This window comes from Pseudonocardia sp. (assembly GCF_050250275.1).
Lineage (GTDB): Bacteria > Actinomycetota > Actinomycetes > Mycobacteriales > Pseudonocardiaceae > Pseudonocardia.
Map to the genome: position 1 here is coordinate 25,911 of NZ_JBFWOY010000026.1, position 15,704 is coordinate 41,614.

At 74.9% G+C, this 15,704-nt stretch carries 14 protein-coding genes; 7 read left to right on the forward strand and 7 right to left on the reverse strand.

All coding sequences use genetic code 11. The features are described from left to right. Positions 1-6: 6 nt before the first annotated feature. The 6 genes from AB7F12_RS22165 to AB7F12_RS22190 are packed head-to-tail and all read left to right on the forward strand — an operon-like array spanning position 7 to position 5,436. The gene (locus AB7F12_RS22165) at positions 7-1,392 is read left to right on the forward strand and encodes a glycosyltransferase family 2 protein (RefSeq protein WP_428501546.1); all 1,386 of its coding nucleotides are present in this window, start codon (positions 7-9) and stop codon (positions 1,390-1,392) included. Beyond that, positions 1,389-1,955 carry an exosortase/archaeosortase family protein gene (locus tag AB7F12_RS22170; RefSeq protein ID WP_428501547.1) on the forward strand — a complete coding sequence of 189 codons (567 nt, stop codon included), beginning with the start codon at positions 1,389-1,391 and terminating at the stop codon, positions 1,953-1,955. Before AB7F12_RS22165 ends, AB7F12_RS22170 begins: the two co-directional genes overlap by 4 nt. Beyond that, positions 1,948-2,631: a hypothetical protein gene (locus tag AB7F12_RS22175; RefSeq protein WP_428501548.1), complete on the forward strand. Its 684-nt coding sequence runs from the start codon at positions 1,948-1,950 to the stop codon at positions 2,629-2,631. Before AB7F12_RS22170 ends, AB7F12_RS22175 begins: the two co-directional genes overlap by 8 nt. Further along, the gene (locus AB7F12_RS22180) at positions 2,628-3,578 is read left to right on the forward strand and encodes an ATP-grasp domain-containing protein (RefSeq protein WP_428501549.1); all 951 of its coding nucleotides are present in this window, start codon (positions 2,628-2,630) and stop codon (positions 3,576-3,578) included. The genes AB7F12_RS22175 and AB7F12_RS22180 overlap by 4 nt, the downstream gene beginning before the upstream one ends. Next, on the forward strand, positions 3,575-4,699 hold the full coding sequence (gene wecB, locus AB7F12_RS22185; RefSeq protein ID WP_428501550.1) for a non-hydrolyzing UDP-N-acetylglucosamine 2-epimerase: 1,125 nt from the start codon (positions 3,575-3,577) through the stop codon (positions 4,697-4,699). Before AB7F12_RS22180 ends, wecB begins: the two co-directional genes overlap by 4 nt. Further along, positions 4,696-5,436 (forward strand): HAD family hydrolase, encoded by a 741-nt coding sequence (locus AB7F12_RS22190; protein ID WP_428501551.1) that lies wholly within the window; start codon positions 4,696-4,698, stop codon positions 5,434-5,436. The genes wecB and AB7F12_RS22190 overlap by 4 nt, the downstream gene beginning before the upstream one ends. Here the strand turns inward: AB7F12_RS22190 and AB7F12_RS22195 are convergent. From AB7F12_RS22195 to AB7F12_RS22215, 5 genes are all read right to left on the reverse strand, one after another. Further along, positions 5,382-6,206, reverse strand: a complete 825-nt coding sequence (locus tag AB7F12_RS22195; RefSeq protein WP_428501552.1) for a TrmH family RNA methyltransferase — start codon at positions 6,204-6,206, stop codon at positions 5,382-5,384. The genes AB7F12_RS22190 and AB7F12_RS22195 overlap by 55 nt on opposite strands. Before the next feature lie 8 nt (positions 6,207-6,214). Beyond that, on the reverse strand, positions 6,215-6,601 hold the full coding sequence (gene rplT, locus AB7F12_RS22200; RefSeq protein WP_098957998.1) for a 50S ribosomal protein L20: 387 nt from the start codon (positions 6,599-6,601) through the stop codon (positions 6,215-6,217). Positions 6,602-6,681: 80 nt separating this feature from the next. Beyond that, on the reverse strand, positions 6,682-6,876 hold the full coding sequence (gene rpmI / locus AB7F12_RS22205; protein WP_147112153.1) for a 50S ribosomal protein L35: 195 nt from the start codon (positions 6,874-6,876) through the stop codon (positions 6,682-6,684). A gap of 74 nt (positions 6,877-6,950) precedes the next feature. Continuing rightward, a complete protein-coding gene (infC, locus tag AB7F12_RS22210; RefSeq protein ID WP_428501554.1) occupies positions 6,951-7,565 on the reverse strand; it encodes a translation initiation factor IF-3 in 615 nt (204 codons plus the stop codon). Between the two features lie 288 nt (positions 7,566-7,853). Further along, a complete protein-coding gene (locus AB7F12_RS22215; protein WP_428501553.1) occupies positions 7,854-10,808 on the reverse strand; it encodes a BTAD domain-containing putative transcriptional regulator in 2,955 nt (984 codons plus the stop codon). A 260-nt stretch (positions 10,809-11,068) separates the two neighbouring features. Here AB7F12_RS22215 and AB7F12_RS22220 point away from each other — a divergent pair, with 260 nt between their 5' ends. Continuing rightward, positions 11,069-12,205, forward strand: a complete 1,137-nt coding sequence (locus AB7F12_RS22220) for a class I SAM-dependent methyltransferase (RefSeq protein ID WP_428516491.1) — start codon at positions 11,069-11,071, stop codon at positions 12,203-12,205. A gap of 6 nt (positions 12,206-12,211) precedes the next feature. On the opposite strand, the gene AB7F12_RS22225 is transcribed toward AB7F12_RS22220, so the two are convergent. Continuing rightward, complete coding sequence (locus tag AB7F12_RS22225; RefSeq protein WP_428499348.1) at positions 12,212-12,658, reverse strand: SgcJ/EcaC family oxidoreductase; 447 nt, start codon at positions 12,656-12,658, stop codon at positions 12,212-12,214. 57 nt (positions 12,659-12,715) lie between these two features. After that, entirely contained in the window at positions 12,716-15,625 is a 2,910-nt protein-coding gene (gene uvrA, locus AB7F12_RS22230; RefSeq protein WP_428499347.1) for an excinuclease ABC subunit UvrA, read from the reverse strand. Positions 15,626-15,704 lie beyond the last annotated feature (79 nt).

The window sequence follows — 15,704 nt, forward strand, 5'->3', positions numbered from 1 at the left end:
GCCCCGGTGGACGCCCCCCCGCCCACGGGCTCCCGCCGCACCGGCGGGAGCCCGTGGGTGCTGCTCACGATCGCCGGGGCCGCGGTCGCGGTCGTCGCGGTCGTCGGCGTCTCGACGTCGATCTCCGCGCTGACCATCGCGCTGCAGGCGTTCTTCCTGCTGTTCTTCGTGCGGCACCTGGCGTTCGTCGCCGCCGCCGTGTCCGGCGACGCCCGCGGGGACGACTCCCCCGTCGGCGCCGACGGCGCCGACCACACCCCACCGGTGAGCGTGCTCGTCGCCTGCCACAACGAGGAACGCGTCCTCGACCGGCTCCTGCGCGCCCTCGACGCCCTCGAGTACCCGCAGGGCCGGCTGCAGCTGGTCCTGGTGAACGACAACAGCGCCGACCGCACCGGCGAGCTCCTGGACGCCTGGGCGGCCCGGCAGCCGCGCGCCCGCATCCTGCACCGCCCGCCCGGGTCGACCGGCGGCAAGTCCGGGGCCCTCAACGCGGCGCTGGTCCACGTCAGCGGCGAGGTCGTCGTCGTGTTCGACGCCGACCACCGCCCGCGTCCCGACGTCGTGCTGCGGCTGGCCCGGCACTTCGCCGACCCCGGCGTCGGCGCGGTCCAGGGCCGCTGCCGCATCCTCAACGGCGGCGAGACCCTGGTGTCCGAGCTCGTCGAGATCGACTACCTCGGTGGCTACCTCGTCAACGAGTACGGCCGCCAGGCCGTGTTCCGGCTGCCCGCCTACGGCGGGGCGTGCTGCGCCGTGCGCACCGCGAGCCTGCACGCCGCCGGCGGCTGGAACGAGAACACCGTCACCGAGGACACCGACCTCACGCTGCGGCTGCTGCTCTCGGGCCGGCGCGTCTGCTACGACGTCACCGCCGTCGACGAGGAGGAGGCCGTCCGCACGCTGCGCCGCTACTGGACGCAGCGCTACCGCTGGGCCCGCGGGCACCAGCAGGTGTGGCGCGACTTCCGCCGCGCGGTGTGGCAGTCGAGGCGGCTCGCGCCGCTGGAGAAGATCGAGACGCTGATGTTCCTGCTGGTGTTCCACCTGCCGGTGCTCGCCGTCGTCGGGATCGGGCTGCTCGTCGCCGGCATCGCAGGGCTCGGCTCCATGTCGACGCCCGTCGACCAGGCCACCGCGGTGCTGTGGACGCTGCTGCTGCTTGGCCCGATGCTGGAGCTGTCGACAGGGCTGCTGCTGGCCCGCTCCCCCCGCCGCAAGGCGCGCATCCTGCTGTTCTTCCTGCCGCTGTTCTTCGTGTCGATGGCGTTGTGCACCAAGGCCTGGTTCGACGGCATCCTCGGCAGGCCCTACACGTGGGCCAAGACGAAGCGCAGCGGGGACAGCGACGGCCCGGCCACACCGGCCGCGCCGCGGGCGGTGGCCCCGTGAGCGGGCGCGCGCTGGGCATCCTGGCCCGGCCCGTCGGCGTCGTCGTCGGCGTCCTCGTCGTGTTCTTCCTGCTGGACAGCACGTTCCGGCGGATCGAGGCGGGAGCGGCGGCGTGGGTGCTGCACCTGTCCGGGGTGGCCGACGAGGCCGTGATCCTGGTCCCGGTCTCCTCGATCGCGGTGTTCCCGCCGACGGCCGGACCGTTCCTGGCCACGGTGACGTCGTCGTGCTCGTCGCTGTCCTCGCTGCTGGCCGTCGCGTTCCTGGGACTGTTCACGCCGCGGCGCGCACCGCTGCGCCGGGCCGGGGCGCTGCTCGCGGCGTGCGCGGTGATCCTGGCGGGCAACGTCGCCCGGATCGCGGCGTCGCTGGGCATCGGGCTGGCCGCGGGGCCCGCGAGTCTCGTGCTGTTCCACGACTGGGTCGGCAGCCTCTTCGCGTTCGCCTACACCGTCGGCGGCTACCTGCTGATGCTGTGGATCCTGCTGCCCCGGCACGACGAGGGCGGCTCCGACGCCCCGCATGCCGTGGGTTCGTACCGATCGGGGGTCGGGGTTGTCTGAGATGTGGGAGCTGGCGCTGCAGTGGGCCGGCGACTGGGCGTGGGTCGGCGGCGGTGTCGCCATGATGGGCTGCGCCGTGTGCTGGCGGATCGTGCGGCGCACGCGGATCCGGGCGCGGCTCGAGGCCCGGCTCGCCGATCCCGACCCGGCACGGCGCCGGGCCGCCGTCGAGGTGGCCACCGAGCAGGGGCTCCGCGCGCACGCCGCGCTGCTCGTCGCGCTGCTCGACCGCGAACAGCACACCGGCGTGCTCGACGCCCTCGCCACCGGGGTGCTGCGCAGCGCGTGGGAGCCCGCCGACCGCCCGGACCTGCTGCGGCTTCGGTTGTGGGCGCACGAGCACCGTGGCACGCCCGCGGACGAGCGCGGCCCCGCCCCGCTCGTGGCCGCCACCGCCGACACGGGCACGGTCGCCGAGGCGGAACGCACCGTCGCCCTGCACCCCGTCGTCCCCCGGGTGCCGATCGCCCCGCCGCTGCCGCGCCGCCGCCCGCAGGTGTGGACCGAGCCCGGCACCGTGGCCCTCCCACCGGTGGCGCCGCGGCACGCCGCGCACACCGACGCCCCGCCCACCCCGCCACGCGGCACCGCGCCGCGGCACCGCTCGGCCCCGGCCGGCCTCGCCCCCGTGCCGCGGCGCGGCGCGTTCCCCCTCCTCGCGGAAGGCAACCGATGAGCTCCGTCGACGTCACCGCTCCCGTCCTCGTCACCGGCGCCGGCGGTGCCGCGGGCATCTCCGTCATCCGGGCACTCGACGGCGTGCGACCCACCGTCGCCGCCGACTGCGACCCGCTCGCCGCGGGCCTGCACCTGGCCGGGGACGCCGGCACGGTGCCCCGCGCCGACGACCCGGGGTTCGTCGAGCACCTGCTCAAGCTGGCCGACCGGACGGGCGCCGCGACACTCGTCTGCACCGTCGCCGAGGAGCTGCCCGCGCTGGGCGCCGCCACCGCCGACCTGCGGCGCGCCGGGCTGCGGCACTGGCTGCCCGCGGCCGACGCCGTCACGACGTGCGTCGACAAGTGGGCGTTCGCCGCCGCCTGCACGGCCGCCGACGTCCCCGCCCCGGCCACCGGCCTCGGCACCGCCGACGGTGTCCCCGGGCCGTGGATCGTCAAGCCCCGCACCGGGCGCGGCTCACGCGACGTGCACGCCGCCGACGACGGCGCCGACCTCGCCCGGGCGCTGGCCCGGGTGCCCGGCGCGCTCGTGCAGACCCGCCTCGCCGGGACCGAGTTCACCGTCGACACCCTCGTGGACCGCGACGGGGTGCTCGTGGGCGCGGTGCCGCGGTGGCGGCTCGTCACCAAGGCGGGGATCAGCACCGTGGGCCGGACGTTCGACCACCCCGAGCTGGTCGCCGCCGTCGCCACCCTGCTGGTGGCCGTCGGGCTGACCGGCCCGGCCTGCGTACAGGGGTTCGCCGACGACGCGGGCGGGTTCGCGTTCACCGAGATCAACCCCCGGTTCTCCGGCGGTCTGCCGCTCTCGCTCGCCGCGGGCGCCGACCTGGTCGGCGAGTACGTCCGCGGCGTCGACGGGCTCCCGGTCCGCCGCGAGCGGCTCGTCCACCGAGCCGGGGTCACGATGATGCGCCACCACGCGGAGGTGTTCACCGGATGAGGCTGCTCGTCCCCTTCGGTACCCGGCCCGAGATCGTCAAGCTCGCCCCCGTCGTGCGGGAGCTGCGCGCGGTGGGCGACGACGTCGTCGTCGCCGCCACCGGCCAGCACCACGACCCGGCGCTCACCGACGTCTTCCACGCCGAGCTCGGCGTCCACCCCGACATCGTGCTGTCCCCCGGCGACGTCGCGGCGCGGCGCCTCGGCGACATCGTCGGCGACGCCCTGGAGACGGTCGCGTCGGTACGGCCCGACGCCGTGCTGGTCCTCGGCGACACCCACACCGTCCCCGCCTACTGCCTGGCCGCCCGCAACCACCGGGTCCCGGTGATCCACCTCGAGGCGGGCATGCGCTCGTTCAACCCGACGTCGGTCGAGGAGGTGAACCGCCGCGTCGCCGCCGCCACCGCGTCGCTGCACCTCGCCCCCACCGCCATCGCCCGCCGGTTCCTGCTCGCCGAAGGCGTCGCCCCCGAGCGGGTCGCGGTCGTCGGCAACCCGGTGCTCGACGCGCTGCGGGCCGTCGGTGCCGCCCGGCTCGACCCGGCGCAGCGCTGCGGGGTGCTGCTCACCGCGCACCGCGCCACCAACGTCGACGACCCGCAGCGGCTGGCCCAGCTCGTCCAGCTCGTCCACGACCTCGGCACGCAGGTCGGGCACGTCACCTTCCCCGTCCACCCCCGCACCCGGGACTCGCTGCGGCGCCACGGACTGTGGGACGCGCTGACGGCCGCGGCCGTCACGGTCACCGACCCCGTCCCGTACGGCGAGATGATCGCGCTCGTCGCCGCGGCCGCGGTCGTCGTCACGGACTCCGGGGGGCTGCAGGAGGAGGCGTCCTGGCTCGGGGTGCCCGTCGTCGTCCTGCGCCGCTCCACCCCCCGCTGGGAGGGCGTGCACGCCGGGTCGGCCGTGCTCGCCGGTCTCGACGCCGCCCGCGCCCTCAAGGCCGCCCTCGACCTCACCGAGCCCGCGACGCGCGACCGCGTCGCCGCCATGGACTGCCCCTACGGCGACGGGCACACCGCCGGGCGGGTCGCCCGGCTGCTGCACGACCCCGCGACGGCGGCGCTGCTGCGCCTCGACGAACCCGACTTCGTCGACCGGGAGCCGCCGGCGTGACCGCTCCGATCCGTGCGGTGCTCGTCGACCTCGACGACACCCTGTATCCCCAGGCACGGTTCCTGGAGCTCGCGTGGCGCGCCGTCGCCGACCGCGGCGCAGCGCTCGGCCTCGACCGCACCCCGCTCCTGCACGCGTTGCGCGACATCGCGGCGCAGGGTTCGGCCCGCGGCGGGATCATCGACCGTGCGCTCGCCCGCGTCGGCGCGCCCACCGACCTCGTTCCCGAGCTGCTGGTCGCGTTCCGCGGCGTCGACCCCGGCCGGCTCGAGCCCTACCCGGGCGTGGTCGACGCGCTGGCGGCGCTGCACGCGCGTGTGCCCGTGGCCATCGTCACCGACGGAGAGGTGCCCGGGCAGCGCCGCAAGGTCGCCGCGCTCGACGTCGCGCACCTCGTGGACGCCGTCGTCTACAGCGACTCCGCGGGGCGCGGGTACCGCAAGCCGCACCCGCGTCCGTTCACCGACGCGCTCTGGATGCTCGACGTGGCGGCGCGCGACGCGGTCATGATCGGCGACCGGCCCGAGAAGGACGTCGCCGGTGCGGTGGGCGCCGGCCTGCGGGCGGTGCGGGTGGGCACCGGCGAGTACGCCACGGCACCCGACCATCCGGCGACGTGGCGCCGGGCGGCGACGTTCGCCGACGCCGTCGACGCGCTGCTCCCGCTGCTGGCGCCGCCGGATCAGGGCGCCGCGGTGGCCGCCGCCAGCCTCGTCCGCGCCGCGACCGAGCCGTAGAGGCAGACCGCGGCGGCCGTCGCGAGGTTGAGGCTCTCCGCGCGGCCGTGGATCGGGACCGACACGCGGTGGTCGGCGGCCGCGAGGACCTCGGCGGGGACGCCGTGCGCCTCGTTGCCGAACACCCACGCGACCCGGCCACCGAGCACCGCGTCGGCCGCCGGGTCGTGCAGGTCGACCTCGCCGTGCGCGTCGGCGGCCAGCAGCACCAGCCCCGCGCCGCGGCAGGCGTCGAGCACCGCCGAGGCGTCACGGTCGCGCGCGAGCGGGAGGTGGAAGACGCTGCCCGTCGACGCCCGCACGGCCTTGCCGTTGTGCGGGTCGACGGTGTCGCCGGCCAGCAGCACGGCGTCCGCGCCCGCGGCGTCGGCGCAGCGGACGACGGTGCCGACGTTGCCGGGATCGGCCACGCCGGCGAGCACCGCGACCAGCCGCGGGCTGCCGCCCACCGCCGCCGGGAGCGGCACGTCGAGGAGGTCGCAGACGGCGACGAGGCCCTGCGGGGTGACCGTGTCCGACAAGCTCGCGGCGGCACCGTCGGTGACGTCGACGACCCGGACACCCGCGGCGCCGGCGGCGTCGACGAGCCCGGGATGGCGGTGCGCCGCCGCGGGCGTCACGAACAGCTCGTGGACGACCTGCGGCGCGGCCAGCGCCTCCCGGACGGCCTGGGCCCCCTCGACGAGGAAGCGACCGGCCCGTTCACGACCCGCGCGCCGCAGCAGCTTGCGGGCTGCCGCGACGCGCGGGGTCCGTTCTGTCCCGAGCACCGGCTCGCTCAGGCGGCGGTGTCCTTCTGCGTGTCGTGGGCGGGCACGTTGGCCCGGGCCAGCTCGACGAGCGCGGTGAAGGCGGCCGGGTCGCTGATCGCGAGCTCCGACAGGTTCTTGCGGTCGACCTCGACACCCGCGGCCTTGAGGCCCTGGATGAAGCGGTTGTAGGTCATGCCGTTGGCGCGGGCGCCCGCGTTGATACGGGTGATCCACAGCTGCCGGAACTCGCCCTTCTTGGCGCGGCGGTCGCGGTAGGCGTAGTTCAGCGAGTGGAGCATCTGCTCCTTCGCCTTGCGGTACAGGCGGGAACGCTGGCCCCGGTAGCCGCTCGCCTGCTCGAGGGTCGAGCGGCGCTTCTTCTGGGCGTTGACCGCGCGCTTCACGCGTGCCATGGGTGTGGTCCTGTCTCTCGATCGGCCGGGCTCGGCGCGGGTGCGCGCCGGGTCCGGCCGGGGTCAGCGGGGTGGGAGGCTCAGCGCCCGAGCAGCTTCTTGACGCGCTTCACGTCGGCCTTGGCGATCGGCACGGTGCCGGACAGGTCGCGCGTCTCCTTGCTCGACTTGACCTCCAGCCGGTGCCGCAGGCCGGCCTGCTGGCGCCGGAGCTTGCCACTGCCGGTCACCTTGACCCGCTTCGAGATACCGCTGTGCGTCTTGTTCTTGGGCATGACTGATCCGTTCACGTGTGACGTCCGGGAGGGGACGTCGGGTTCTGTCCTGCGGTGGTCCGGGTGCGGGCCGGTCAGACCTGCGTCTCGTCGGCCGGGGCAGCCTCGGCCGCCGCGTCGTCGGCCGCGGCCGCGCTGTCGGCGTGGGCCGGGCGCTTGGCCGGCTTCTTGAGCGGAGCGATCACCATCGTCATGTTGCGGCCGTCCTGCTTCGGCGCGGCCTCGACGACACCCAGATCCACGACGTCCTCGGCCAGGCGCTGCAGCAGCCGGAACCCGAGCTCCGGGCGGGACTGCTCGCGGCCACGGAACATGATCGTGACCTTGACCTTGTTCCCACCCTCGAGGAAGCGCACCACGTTGCGCTTCTTGGTCTCGTAGTCGTGGGTGTCGATCTTCGGCCGGAGCTTCTGCTCCTTGATCACCGTGAGCTGCTGGTTGCGGCGGGACTCGCGGGCTTTCTGCGCGCTCTCGTACTTGAACTTGCCGAAGTCCATGAGCTTGCAGACGGGCGGGCGGGCCTGAGCCGCGACCTCGACGAGGTCGAGCTCGGCCTCCTGCGCCAGCCGCAGGGCGTCCTCGATACGCACGATGCCGACCTGTTCACCGTTCGGCCCGACGAGTCGGACCTCGGGAACCCGGATTCGGTCGTTGATGCGCGTCTCTGTGCTGATGGGGTCTCCTCGTATAGACGTCGTGTGCTCGGCGACGACAAGAGAGACCCGTGATTCGACGACGAGGCTGCTGACGCGCCGCCTCGGCACCGGACCTGGACCCGGCCACCAGGGGTGACGTCGGGTGGGAGCGGGGCTCCACTTGAACGCCCTGAGCACGTGCTGCTGATGCACACAGCATGCACAACAGTCAACGTGCGACAGGGTGGTCGCATTCCGAAGGGTACACGAGGCCCCCGGAGCGGACACACGGGGCGTTCGGCCCCGTGGGCCCCCCGACGTCGCCCCGTGGGTCCCCCGACGTCAGTGCCGCGCCACGGCCCTGGCCAGGGCGATCGCCGGGCCGTCCCCCAGCGCGGCACCCTCGGCGAGGGCGAGGTCGAACCCGTCGCCGAGCGCCGCGCGGCCTGCGGCCTCCGCCTCGGCCTCCCGGCGCGCGTCCGGCCCGAACGCGCGCGTCGCGCGGGGGCTCGCCGCCAGCGCGCCGAGCAGGAGGCCCGCGGTCCGGTGGTCACCAGCCCGCGACCGCGCCACGACCAGCGAACGCACCGCCACCCACAGGTGCGTCCACGCCCCGGCCGCGAGCCAGTGGTCCAGCAGCGGCAACAGCGCGGCGACGTCGTCGCCGCCGCGGACCGCCGACGTGACGAGGGTGTGCCGGGCGATACCGGCGACGAACCGCGAGTCCACCGACTCCGCGAGCGCCACCGCATCGCGCAGGTGCCCCGCCGCCGCGGCTGGGTCGCGCTCGGCGCGCCGCTCCCCCCGCACGTAGGCCAGCGTCGCCCGCGCCGTCGCGGACCCGATCCGCGCGACCAGCCCCGCCATCGCCTCCTCCTCGCGGGCGGCCGCGACGTCGTCACCGGCGTACGCGGCGGCGACGGTGAGGTCCATGCGCCCGAGCAGCGCGGTGTCGACGTCCCCCACCGCATCGGCGAGCTCAACACTGCGCCGGCCCTCCCGCCGCGCCGCCGCCAGATCGCCGCGGAACAGGTGCACGTTGGCCAGCGCCTCGTGCCCGTCGCGGGCCGCACCCCGGTCCGGCCCGGCCTCCGCCAGGGCGATCGAGCGGCGTGCGTAGGCCTCGCAGAGGTCGAGGTCGCCGCGCTGCCAGCACGACGCGGCGACGAGGCCGAGCAGCCGGGCCGCCTCCGGGCGGACCGGGACCGCCACCTCGGCGGGGAGGTCGGCGTCGTCGAGCACCCCCACCACCCGCAGCGACCGCAACGCCGGCCGCACCAGGTCGACCCGGCCCCGCACGTAGCCCAGCTCCGCGAACAGCAGCCCGAGCCGCACCACCTCCGGCACCGGGCCCACGTCGCACAGCCGGGCGTGGGCGCGCCGCAGGTCTGGCAGGTGCGCGTCGAACCGGGCCACCGCCGCCTGCTCCCCCGGACCCCGCCGGGCCTCGCGGATCTCCTCGGCCAGCCCGGCCGCCCACGTCGCGTGCGCGGTACGCAGGGCCTCGGCCGACCGGTCGGTGGCGAGCCGCTCCCGGCCGAACGCGCGCAACGTCTCCAGCTGGCCGAAACGCGCAGGCTCACCGGGGTGGCGCACCACGAGCGACCGGTCGACGAGATCGGGCAACGCGCCCGCGTCACCGCACACCACCGCGACCGCTGCCGCCTCGACGGGACCCGCGAACACCGACATCCGCACGAACAGGGCTTGCTGGGCGTCGTCGAGCAGACCGAACGACCAGGCGACGACGTCGCGCAGCGACCGGTGCCGCCGCGCGGCCGTACGCCGTCCGCCGCGGAGCAGATCGAGCGCGGCACTGTCAGGCGCTGTGCCGTCACGCGCGGTGCCGTCACGTGCGGTGCCGTCACACGCCGTGCTCGCCGGCGCCGTCGGGTCCTCCAGAGCCTCCGCGATCGCCGGCAGGCCGAGCGCCGCCACGCGGGCCGCCGCCAGCTCCAGCGCCAGCGGCAACCCGTCGAGCCGGGCACACACCACCTCCACCAGGGCGGCGTCGGCGGGGCCGGGCACCGCGTCGGGACCCGCCGCCCGGATCCGGTCGGTCAGCAGCGTGGCCGCGTCCGCGGGAGCGAGCGGGCCCACCGGCACCACCTGCTCCCCGTCGACGCGCACCGCCTCGCGGCTGGTGAGCAGCAGGTCGGTGCCCGCACCACCCGCGCACACCGCCTCTACCAGACGGGCCACCTCGTCGGCGACGTGCTCGCAGTTGTCCAGCACCAGCAGCATCCGGCGCACCGCGAGCACCTCGACGATCCGCCGGGTCAACCCCTCCCCCGACCGGCCACCGTCGGCCAGCGACAGCGCCGCGGCGACGGCGGGCTCCACGTCGGCGCGACCGCCCTCACCGAACTCGACCAGCGCGACCCCGTCGTCGTAACCCGCGGCCACCACGGCCACCACATGCCGGGCAAGCCGGGTCTTCCCGACCCCACCCGGCCCGACCAGTGTGAGAACCCTGTTGCCCGCCAACAGTTCTCGGACGCGGGCGAGATCGGCGGTGCGGCCGACGAACGAGCTCACCGGGGGCCGCGGCGCCCCACCGGCCACGGGCCCGGGCTCCTCGTCGCGCAGCAGCCGGGCCTCCAGCTCGCGGAGCTGCGGGCCGGGGTCGACACCGAGCTCGGCCGCCATCCGCCGGCGCAGACCTGCGAACGCCGCGAGCGCGTCCCGGCGCCTGCCCGCCGCCGCGAGCGCGCGCATCAGCACCGCGACCGCGCCCTCGCGCCACGGCTCGTCCACGCACAACCCCTCCGCGACGACCACCGCGTCCGCCGCCCGCCCGGCGTCGAGCAGCGCGGCGGCGAGCCGCTCCCGGGCGTCGGCGTGCACGGCGGCCAACCGCGCGGCGAGCGCGGGGGCGTCGGGATGGTCGAGATCGGCGAACGGCCGGCCCCGCCACAGCGCGAGCGCCGCGACCAGACCCGCCGCCCGGTCACGGGCCGACGGCTGCGCCGACGCGGCCGCGACCCCGTCGGTGAACGCCGTGGCGTCGACGGCGTCGCGTGCCGCCCGCAGCGCGTACCCACCCGGCACCGTCTCGACGGCGACGCCCGCGGGCAGGAGCCGGCGGACACGCGCGACGAGTGTCTGCACCGCGCCGACCGGGTCCACGGGCGGGGTGCCCGACCAGACGAGGTCGGCGATCCGGTCGACCGTCAACGGCTCCCCGGGATGGGCCGCGAGCGCGGTGAGCAGCCGCCGCTGCCGCCCCGACCCGACCGTCACCGGGCCGTCCGGGCCGTACACCTCCAGGGGGCCGAGGACGCCGACGGAGGTCACACCGTCATCGTCGCAGCGTCTGCCCCCACCCACCCCCACGCGATCTCGACACCGACGGTCCGGCGGGGTCGTCGCCGGCCTGCCGGCGACCCCGGGCACGGCGTGCCTGCCCGGGCCGACAGGGACCCGACGGAGCCCCGACGGAGACCTGACAGGGACCCGACAGGGACCCGACAGGGACCCGACAGGGACCCGACAGGGCCGCACCCGACGCTCGGGGCACCACGACCACGACGACGACCACGACGACGGGAACGACGATGACGACGACACCCGCACCTGCGACGTCCGAGAGCACGGAGCCGACCGCCGACGCGTTCGCCGAACGCATCCTCGCCGCCGGACTCGCCGCGCTCGACCTGCAGACCATCCGCCTCGGCGACCGGCTCGGCTTCTACCGGGCCATGGCCTCGGGCGCACCGGTCACGTCGGCCCAGCTCGCCGAGCGCACCGGCACCGCCGAGCGGTACGCCCGCGAGTGGCTCGAACAGCAGGCCGTCACCGCCGTCCTCCACGTCGTCGACGACACCGGCGACCCGGCCACCCGCACCTTCCGGCTCCCCGCCGGGCACGCCGAGGTCCTGACCGACGTCCTGAGCCCCGCCCACCTCACCTGGATGGCGACCATGGTCGGCGCCTTCGCCCGGCAGGCCGACGCGCTCGAACGGGCCTACCGCACCGGCGGCGGGGTCAGCTGGGACCAGCAGGGCGACGACGCCCGGCACGCCCAGGCCGCCGCCAACCGCCGCATGCTGCTCGAGGACCTGCCCCGTACCCACCTGCCCCTGATCCCCGGCATGGCCGAGACGCTGCGCGCCGGCGCCCGGGTCGCCGACGTCGGCTGCGGGTTCGGGTGGTCCTCGATCGGGATCGCGCTCGCCCACCCGGAGGTGTCGGTCGACGCGTTCGACGTCGACGCCCCGTCGGTGGAGGCGGCCCGGCGCAACGCCGCCGAGGCCGGGGTCGCCGACCGCGTCCGGTTCCACGTCGCCGACGCCGCCGACACCGGCGGCTCCGGCGTCGACGGGGGCTCCGGCGTCGGCGGGGGCTACGACCTCGTGCTCGCGGTCGAGTGCGTCCACGACCTGCCCGACCCGGTCGGAGTGCTCGCCGGGATGCGCCGGCTCGCCGCGCCGGGCGCGACCGTGCTGGTCGTCGACGAACGCGTCGCCGAGACCTTCACCGCGCCCGGCGACGAGGTGGAGCGCCTCATGTACGCCTACAGCGTCCTGTGCTGCCTGCCCGACGGCATGGCACACCCGCACTCCGCCGCGACCGGCACGGTCATGCGACCGGCCACGCTGCGCCGCTACGCCGCCGAGGCCGGCTTCCCACGGGTCGACGTGCTCGACGTCGAGGACGACTTCTTCCGCTTCTACCGGCTCGTCCCCGGCTGAGCGGGATCACGTCGCGACCAGCGTGTTCTGCCGGGCGGCGATCCACCACCGACCGTCCTGCCTCGTGAGGACGTACAGCGCGGACATCGTGTGGTCCAGGTCGAGGGCCTCGCCGTCCGCCGTGACCGCGGCGGCGTGCTTGCGGACGAGCGCGACGTCGGGACGGACGAACCGCACGTCGACGACCGAGTACCGGGCGAACTGGTCGCGCAGGAACCCGCCCGGTCCCACGGCGGCGAGATGGGCAGCGTCGAGCGCCGCGCGGCCGACGTTCGCGCGCCCGTCCACCCCGACGGCGACGGCGTCGGCGGCGAAGTGCCGCGTCATCAGCTCGGCGTCGTTGGTGTTCAGGCCGGTCTCGACGTCGGCGATGACCTGCCGGACCGCGGCCTCGTCGGCCGCGGTCGAGGTGGTGGGACTGATGGACGTGGTGGGACCGGGGGAGATCGTCATCGGGCCAGCGTGCGACCTCGACCCGGCTTCAGGTCAAGGCCGCACCCGCGGCGGGGCTCAGCTCGCCGCCGGGGCCTTGCGCCGGGCCGGCCTGCGGGCCTTCGGCGGCTCCGGGGTGACCAGGTCGCGCAGGAAGCGGCCCGTGTAACTGGCCTCGACCGCGGCGACCTGCTCCGGGGTGCCCTCCGCGAGCACCGTGCCGCCGCCGGACCCACCCTCCGGGCCCATGTCGATCACCCAGTCCGACGTCTTGATGACGTCGAGGTTGTGCTCGATGACGATGACGCTGTTGCCCTTCTCGACCAGCCCGTTGATGACCAGCAGCAGCTTGCGGATGTCCTCGAAGTGCAGACCCGTCGTCGGCTCGTCGAGGATGTAGATCGTGCGGCCGTTGGACCGCTTCTGCAGCTCGCTGGCCAGCTTGACCCGCTGCGCCTCGCCACCGGACAGGGTCGGCGCCGGCTGCCCGAGCCGGACGTAGCCGAGCCCGACGTCGACCAGCGTCTTCAGGTAGCGGCTGATCGAGGAGATCGGCTCGAAGAACTCGGCCGCCTCCTCGATGGGCATGTCGAGGACGTCGGCGACCGTCTTGCCCTTGTAGTGGACCTCGAGGGTCTCCCGGTTGTACCGGGCCCCGTGGCAGACCTCGCACGGCACGTACACGTCGGGCAGGAAGTTCATCTCGATCTTGATCGTGCCGTCGCCCGAGCAGCCCTCACAGCGGCCGCCCTTGACGTTGAACGAGAACCGCCCGGCCTGGTAGCCGCGCACCTTCGCCTCGGTCGTCGACGCGAACAGCGTCCGGACCTTGTCCCACACGCCGGTGTAGGTGGCCGGGTTCGACCGCGGGGTCCGCCCGATCGGCGACTGGTCGACGCGCACGAGCTTGTCGAGCTGGTCGACACCGGTGATCCGGGTGTGGCGGCCCGGGACCTGGCGGGCGCCGTTGAGCCGGTTGGCCAGCACCGTCGCCAGGATGTCGTTGACCAGTGTGGACTTGCCCGAGCCGGACACCCCGGTGACCGCGACGAGCCCGCCCAGCGGGATGTCGACGTCGATACCGCGCAGGTTGTGCTCGCGGGCGCCCACGACGGTCAGCTTGCGCTCGGGGTCGAGCGTGCGGCGCTCGGCCGGGACCGGTATCGACCGGCGGCCCGACAGGTAGGCGCCGGTGAGCGACGTGTCGTGCGACTCCAGCCCCGCGACGGGCCCGCTGTGCACGATGTACCCGCCGTGCTCGCCCGCACCCGGCCCGATGTCGACGGTCCAGTCGGCCGCGCGGATGGTGTCCTCGTCGTGCTCGACCACGATCAGCGTGTTGCCCAGGTCGCGCAGCCTGGTCAGCGTCTCGATGAGGCGGCGGTTGTCGCGCTGGTGCAGCCCGATCGACGGCTCGTCGAGCACGTAGAGGACGCCGACGAGCCCCGAGCCGATCTGGGTCGCGAGCCGGATGCGCTGCGCCTCCCCGCCCGACAGGGTGCCCGCGGCACGGTCGAGCGAGAGGTAGTCGAGCCCGACGTCGAGCAGGAAGCCGAGCCGGGCCTGGACCTCCTTGAGCACCCGCCCGGCGATCATGGCCTGGCGGTGGTCGAGGACCATCCCGTCGAGGAACGCCGAGCACTCGGCCACCGACATCGCCGACACCTCGGCGATCGACCGGTCGCCCTGGTCGCGGTGGGCGAGCGTGACGGCGAGGACCTCCGGCTTGAGCCGGGCACCCTTGCAGACCGGGCACGGCACGTCGCGCATGTAGCCCTCGTAGCGCTCGCGCTGCGAGTCGGACTCGGTCTGGTCGAGGCGGCGCTCGAGGAACGGGATGACGCCCTCGAAGTTGGCGTAGTAGGCGCGCTCACGGCCGTACCGGTTGCGGTAACGGACGTGGACCTGGTCGTCGCTGCCGTGCAGGACGGACTTGCGGGCCGCGTCGTCGAGCTTGCGCCACGGCGTGTCCATGCGGAAGCCGACGGCCTTGGCCAGCCCCGACAGCAGCCGCCCGAAGTACTCCGAGGTGTGGCCCGTCGCCCACGGCGCGATCGCGCCGTCGGCCAGGCTCAGGTCGGGGTCGGGGACGACCAGCTCCGGGTCGACCTCCTTCTTGATCCCGATTCCGCTGCAGGCCGGGCACGCGCCGTAGGGCGAGTTGAAGGAGAAGGTGCGGGGCTCGAGCTCGTCGAGTCCGAGGGGGTGCCCGTTGGGGCAGGCCATCCGCTCGGAGAACCGCCGCTCGCGGTCGGGGTCGTCCTCGGGGAGGTCGACGAACTCCAGCACGGTCAGCCCGTCGGCCAGCCGCAGTGCCGTCTCCACCGAGTCGGTCAGGCGCTGCTTCGACGACGGCCGCACCACCAGCCGGTCGACGACCACGGAGATGTCGTGCTTCTCCTGCTTCTTGAGCTTGGGCGGCTCGGCCAGCGGATGGACCGTGCCGTCGACGAGCACACGCGAGTAGCCCTGCGCCTGCAACGCCGAGAACAGGTCGACGAACTCGCCCTTGCGGGTGCGCACCACCGGGGCGAGCACCTGGAACCGGGTGCCCTCCTCCATCGCGAGGACCTGGTCGACGATCTGCTGCGGCGTCTGCTTCTCGATCACGTGCCCGCAGGTGGGGCAGTGCGGGACGCCGGCGCGCGCATAGAGCAGCCGCAGGTAGTCGTAGACCTCGGTGATCGTGCCGACCGTCGAGCGCGGGTTGCGGTTCGTGGACTTCTGGTCGATCGACACCGCGGGCGAGAGCCCCTCGATGAAGTCGACGTCCGGCTTGTCCATCTGCCCGAGGAACTGCCGCGCGTACGCCGACAGCGACTCGACATAACGCCGCTGACCCTCGGCGAAGATCGTGTCGAACGCGAGGCTCGACTTCCCGGAGCCCGACAGGCCCGTGAACACGACGAGGCTGTCCCGCGGGATGTCGAGATCGACCCCCCGCAGGTTGTGCTCGCGCGCGCCCCGCACCACGAGACGATCTGCCACGGTGTGCGCCTCCTGAAGATGTCCGGGCCCGACGGCCCACGATCCAATGCTAGGCGGGGCGTCCGACAAGTTCCGCTCG

Bases quoted from the DNA above. Each gene is read 5' to 3' on its own strand.
- AB7F12_RS22180 (WP_428501549.1), top strand. From the start codon at position 2,628: ATGAGCTCCGTCGACGTCACCGCTCCCGTCCTCGTCACCGGCGCCGGC.
- wecB (WP_428501550.1), top strand. From the start codon at position 3,575: ATGAGGCTGCTCGTCCCCTTCGGTACCCGGCCCGAGATCGTCAAGCTC.
- rplT (WP_098957998.1), bottom strand. From the start codon at position 6,601: ATGGCACGCGTGAAGCGCGCGGTCAACGCCCAGAAGAAGCGCCGCTCG.
- rpmI (WP_147112153.1), bottom strand. From the start codon at position 6,876: ATGCCCAAGAACAAGACGCACAGCGGTATCTCGAAGCGGGTCAAGGTG.
- AB7F12_RS22220 (WP_428516491.1), top strand. From the start codon at position 11,069: ATGACGACGACACCCGCACCTGCGACGTCCGAGAGCACGGAGCCGACC.
- AB7F12_RS22225 (WP_428499348.1), bottom strand. From the start codon at position 12,658: ATGACGATCTCCCCCGGTCCCACCACGTCCATCAGTCCCACCACCTCG.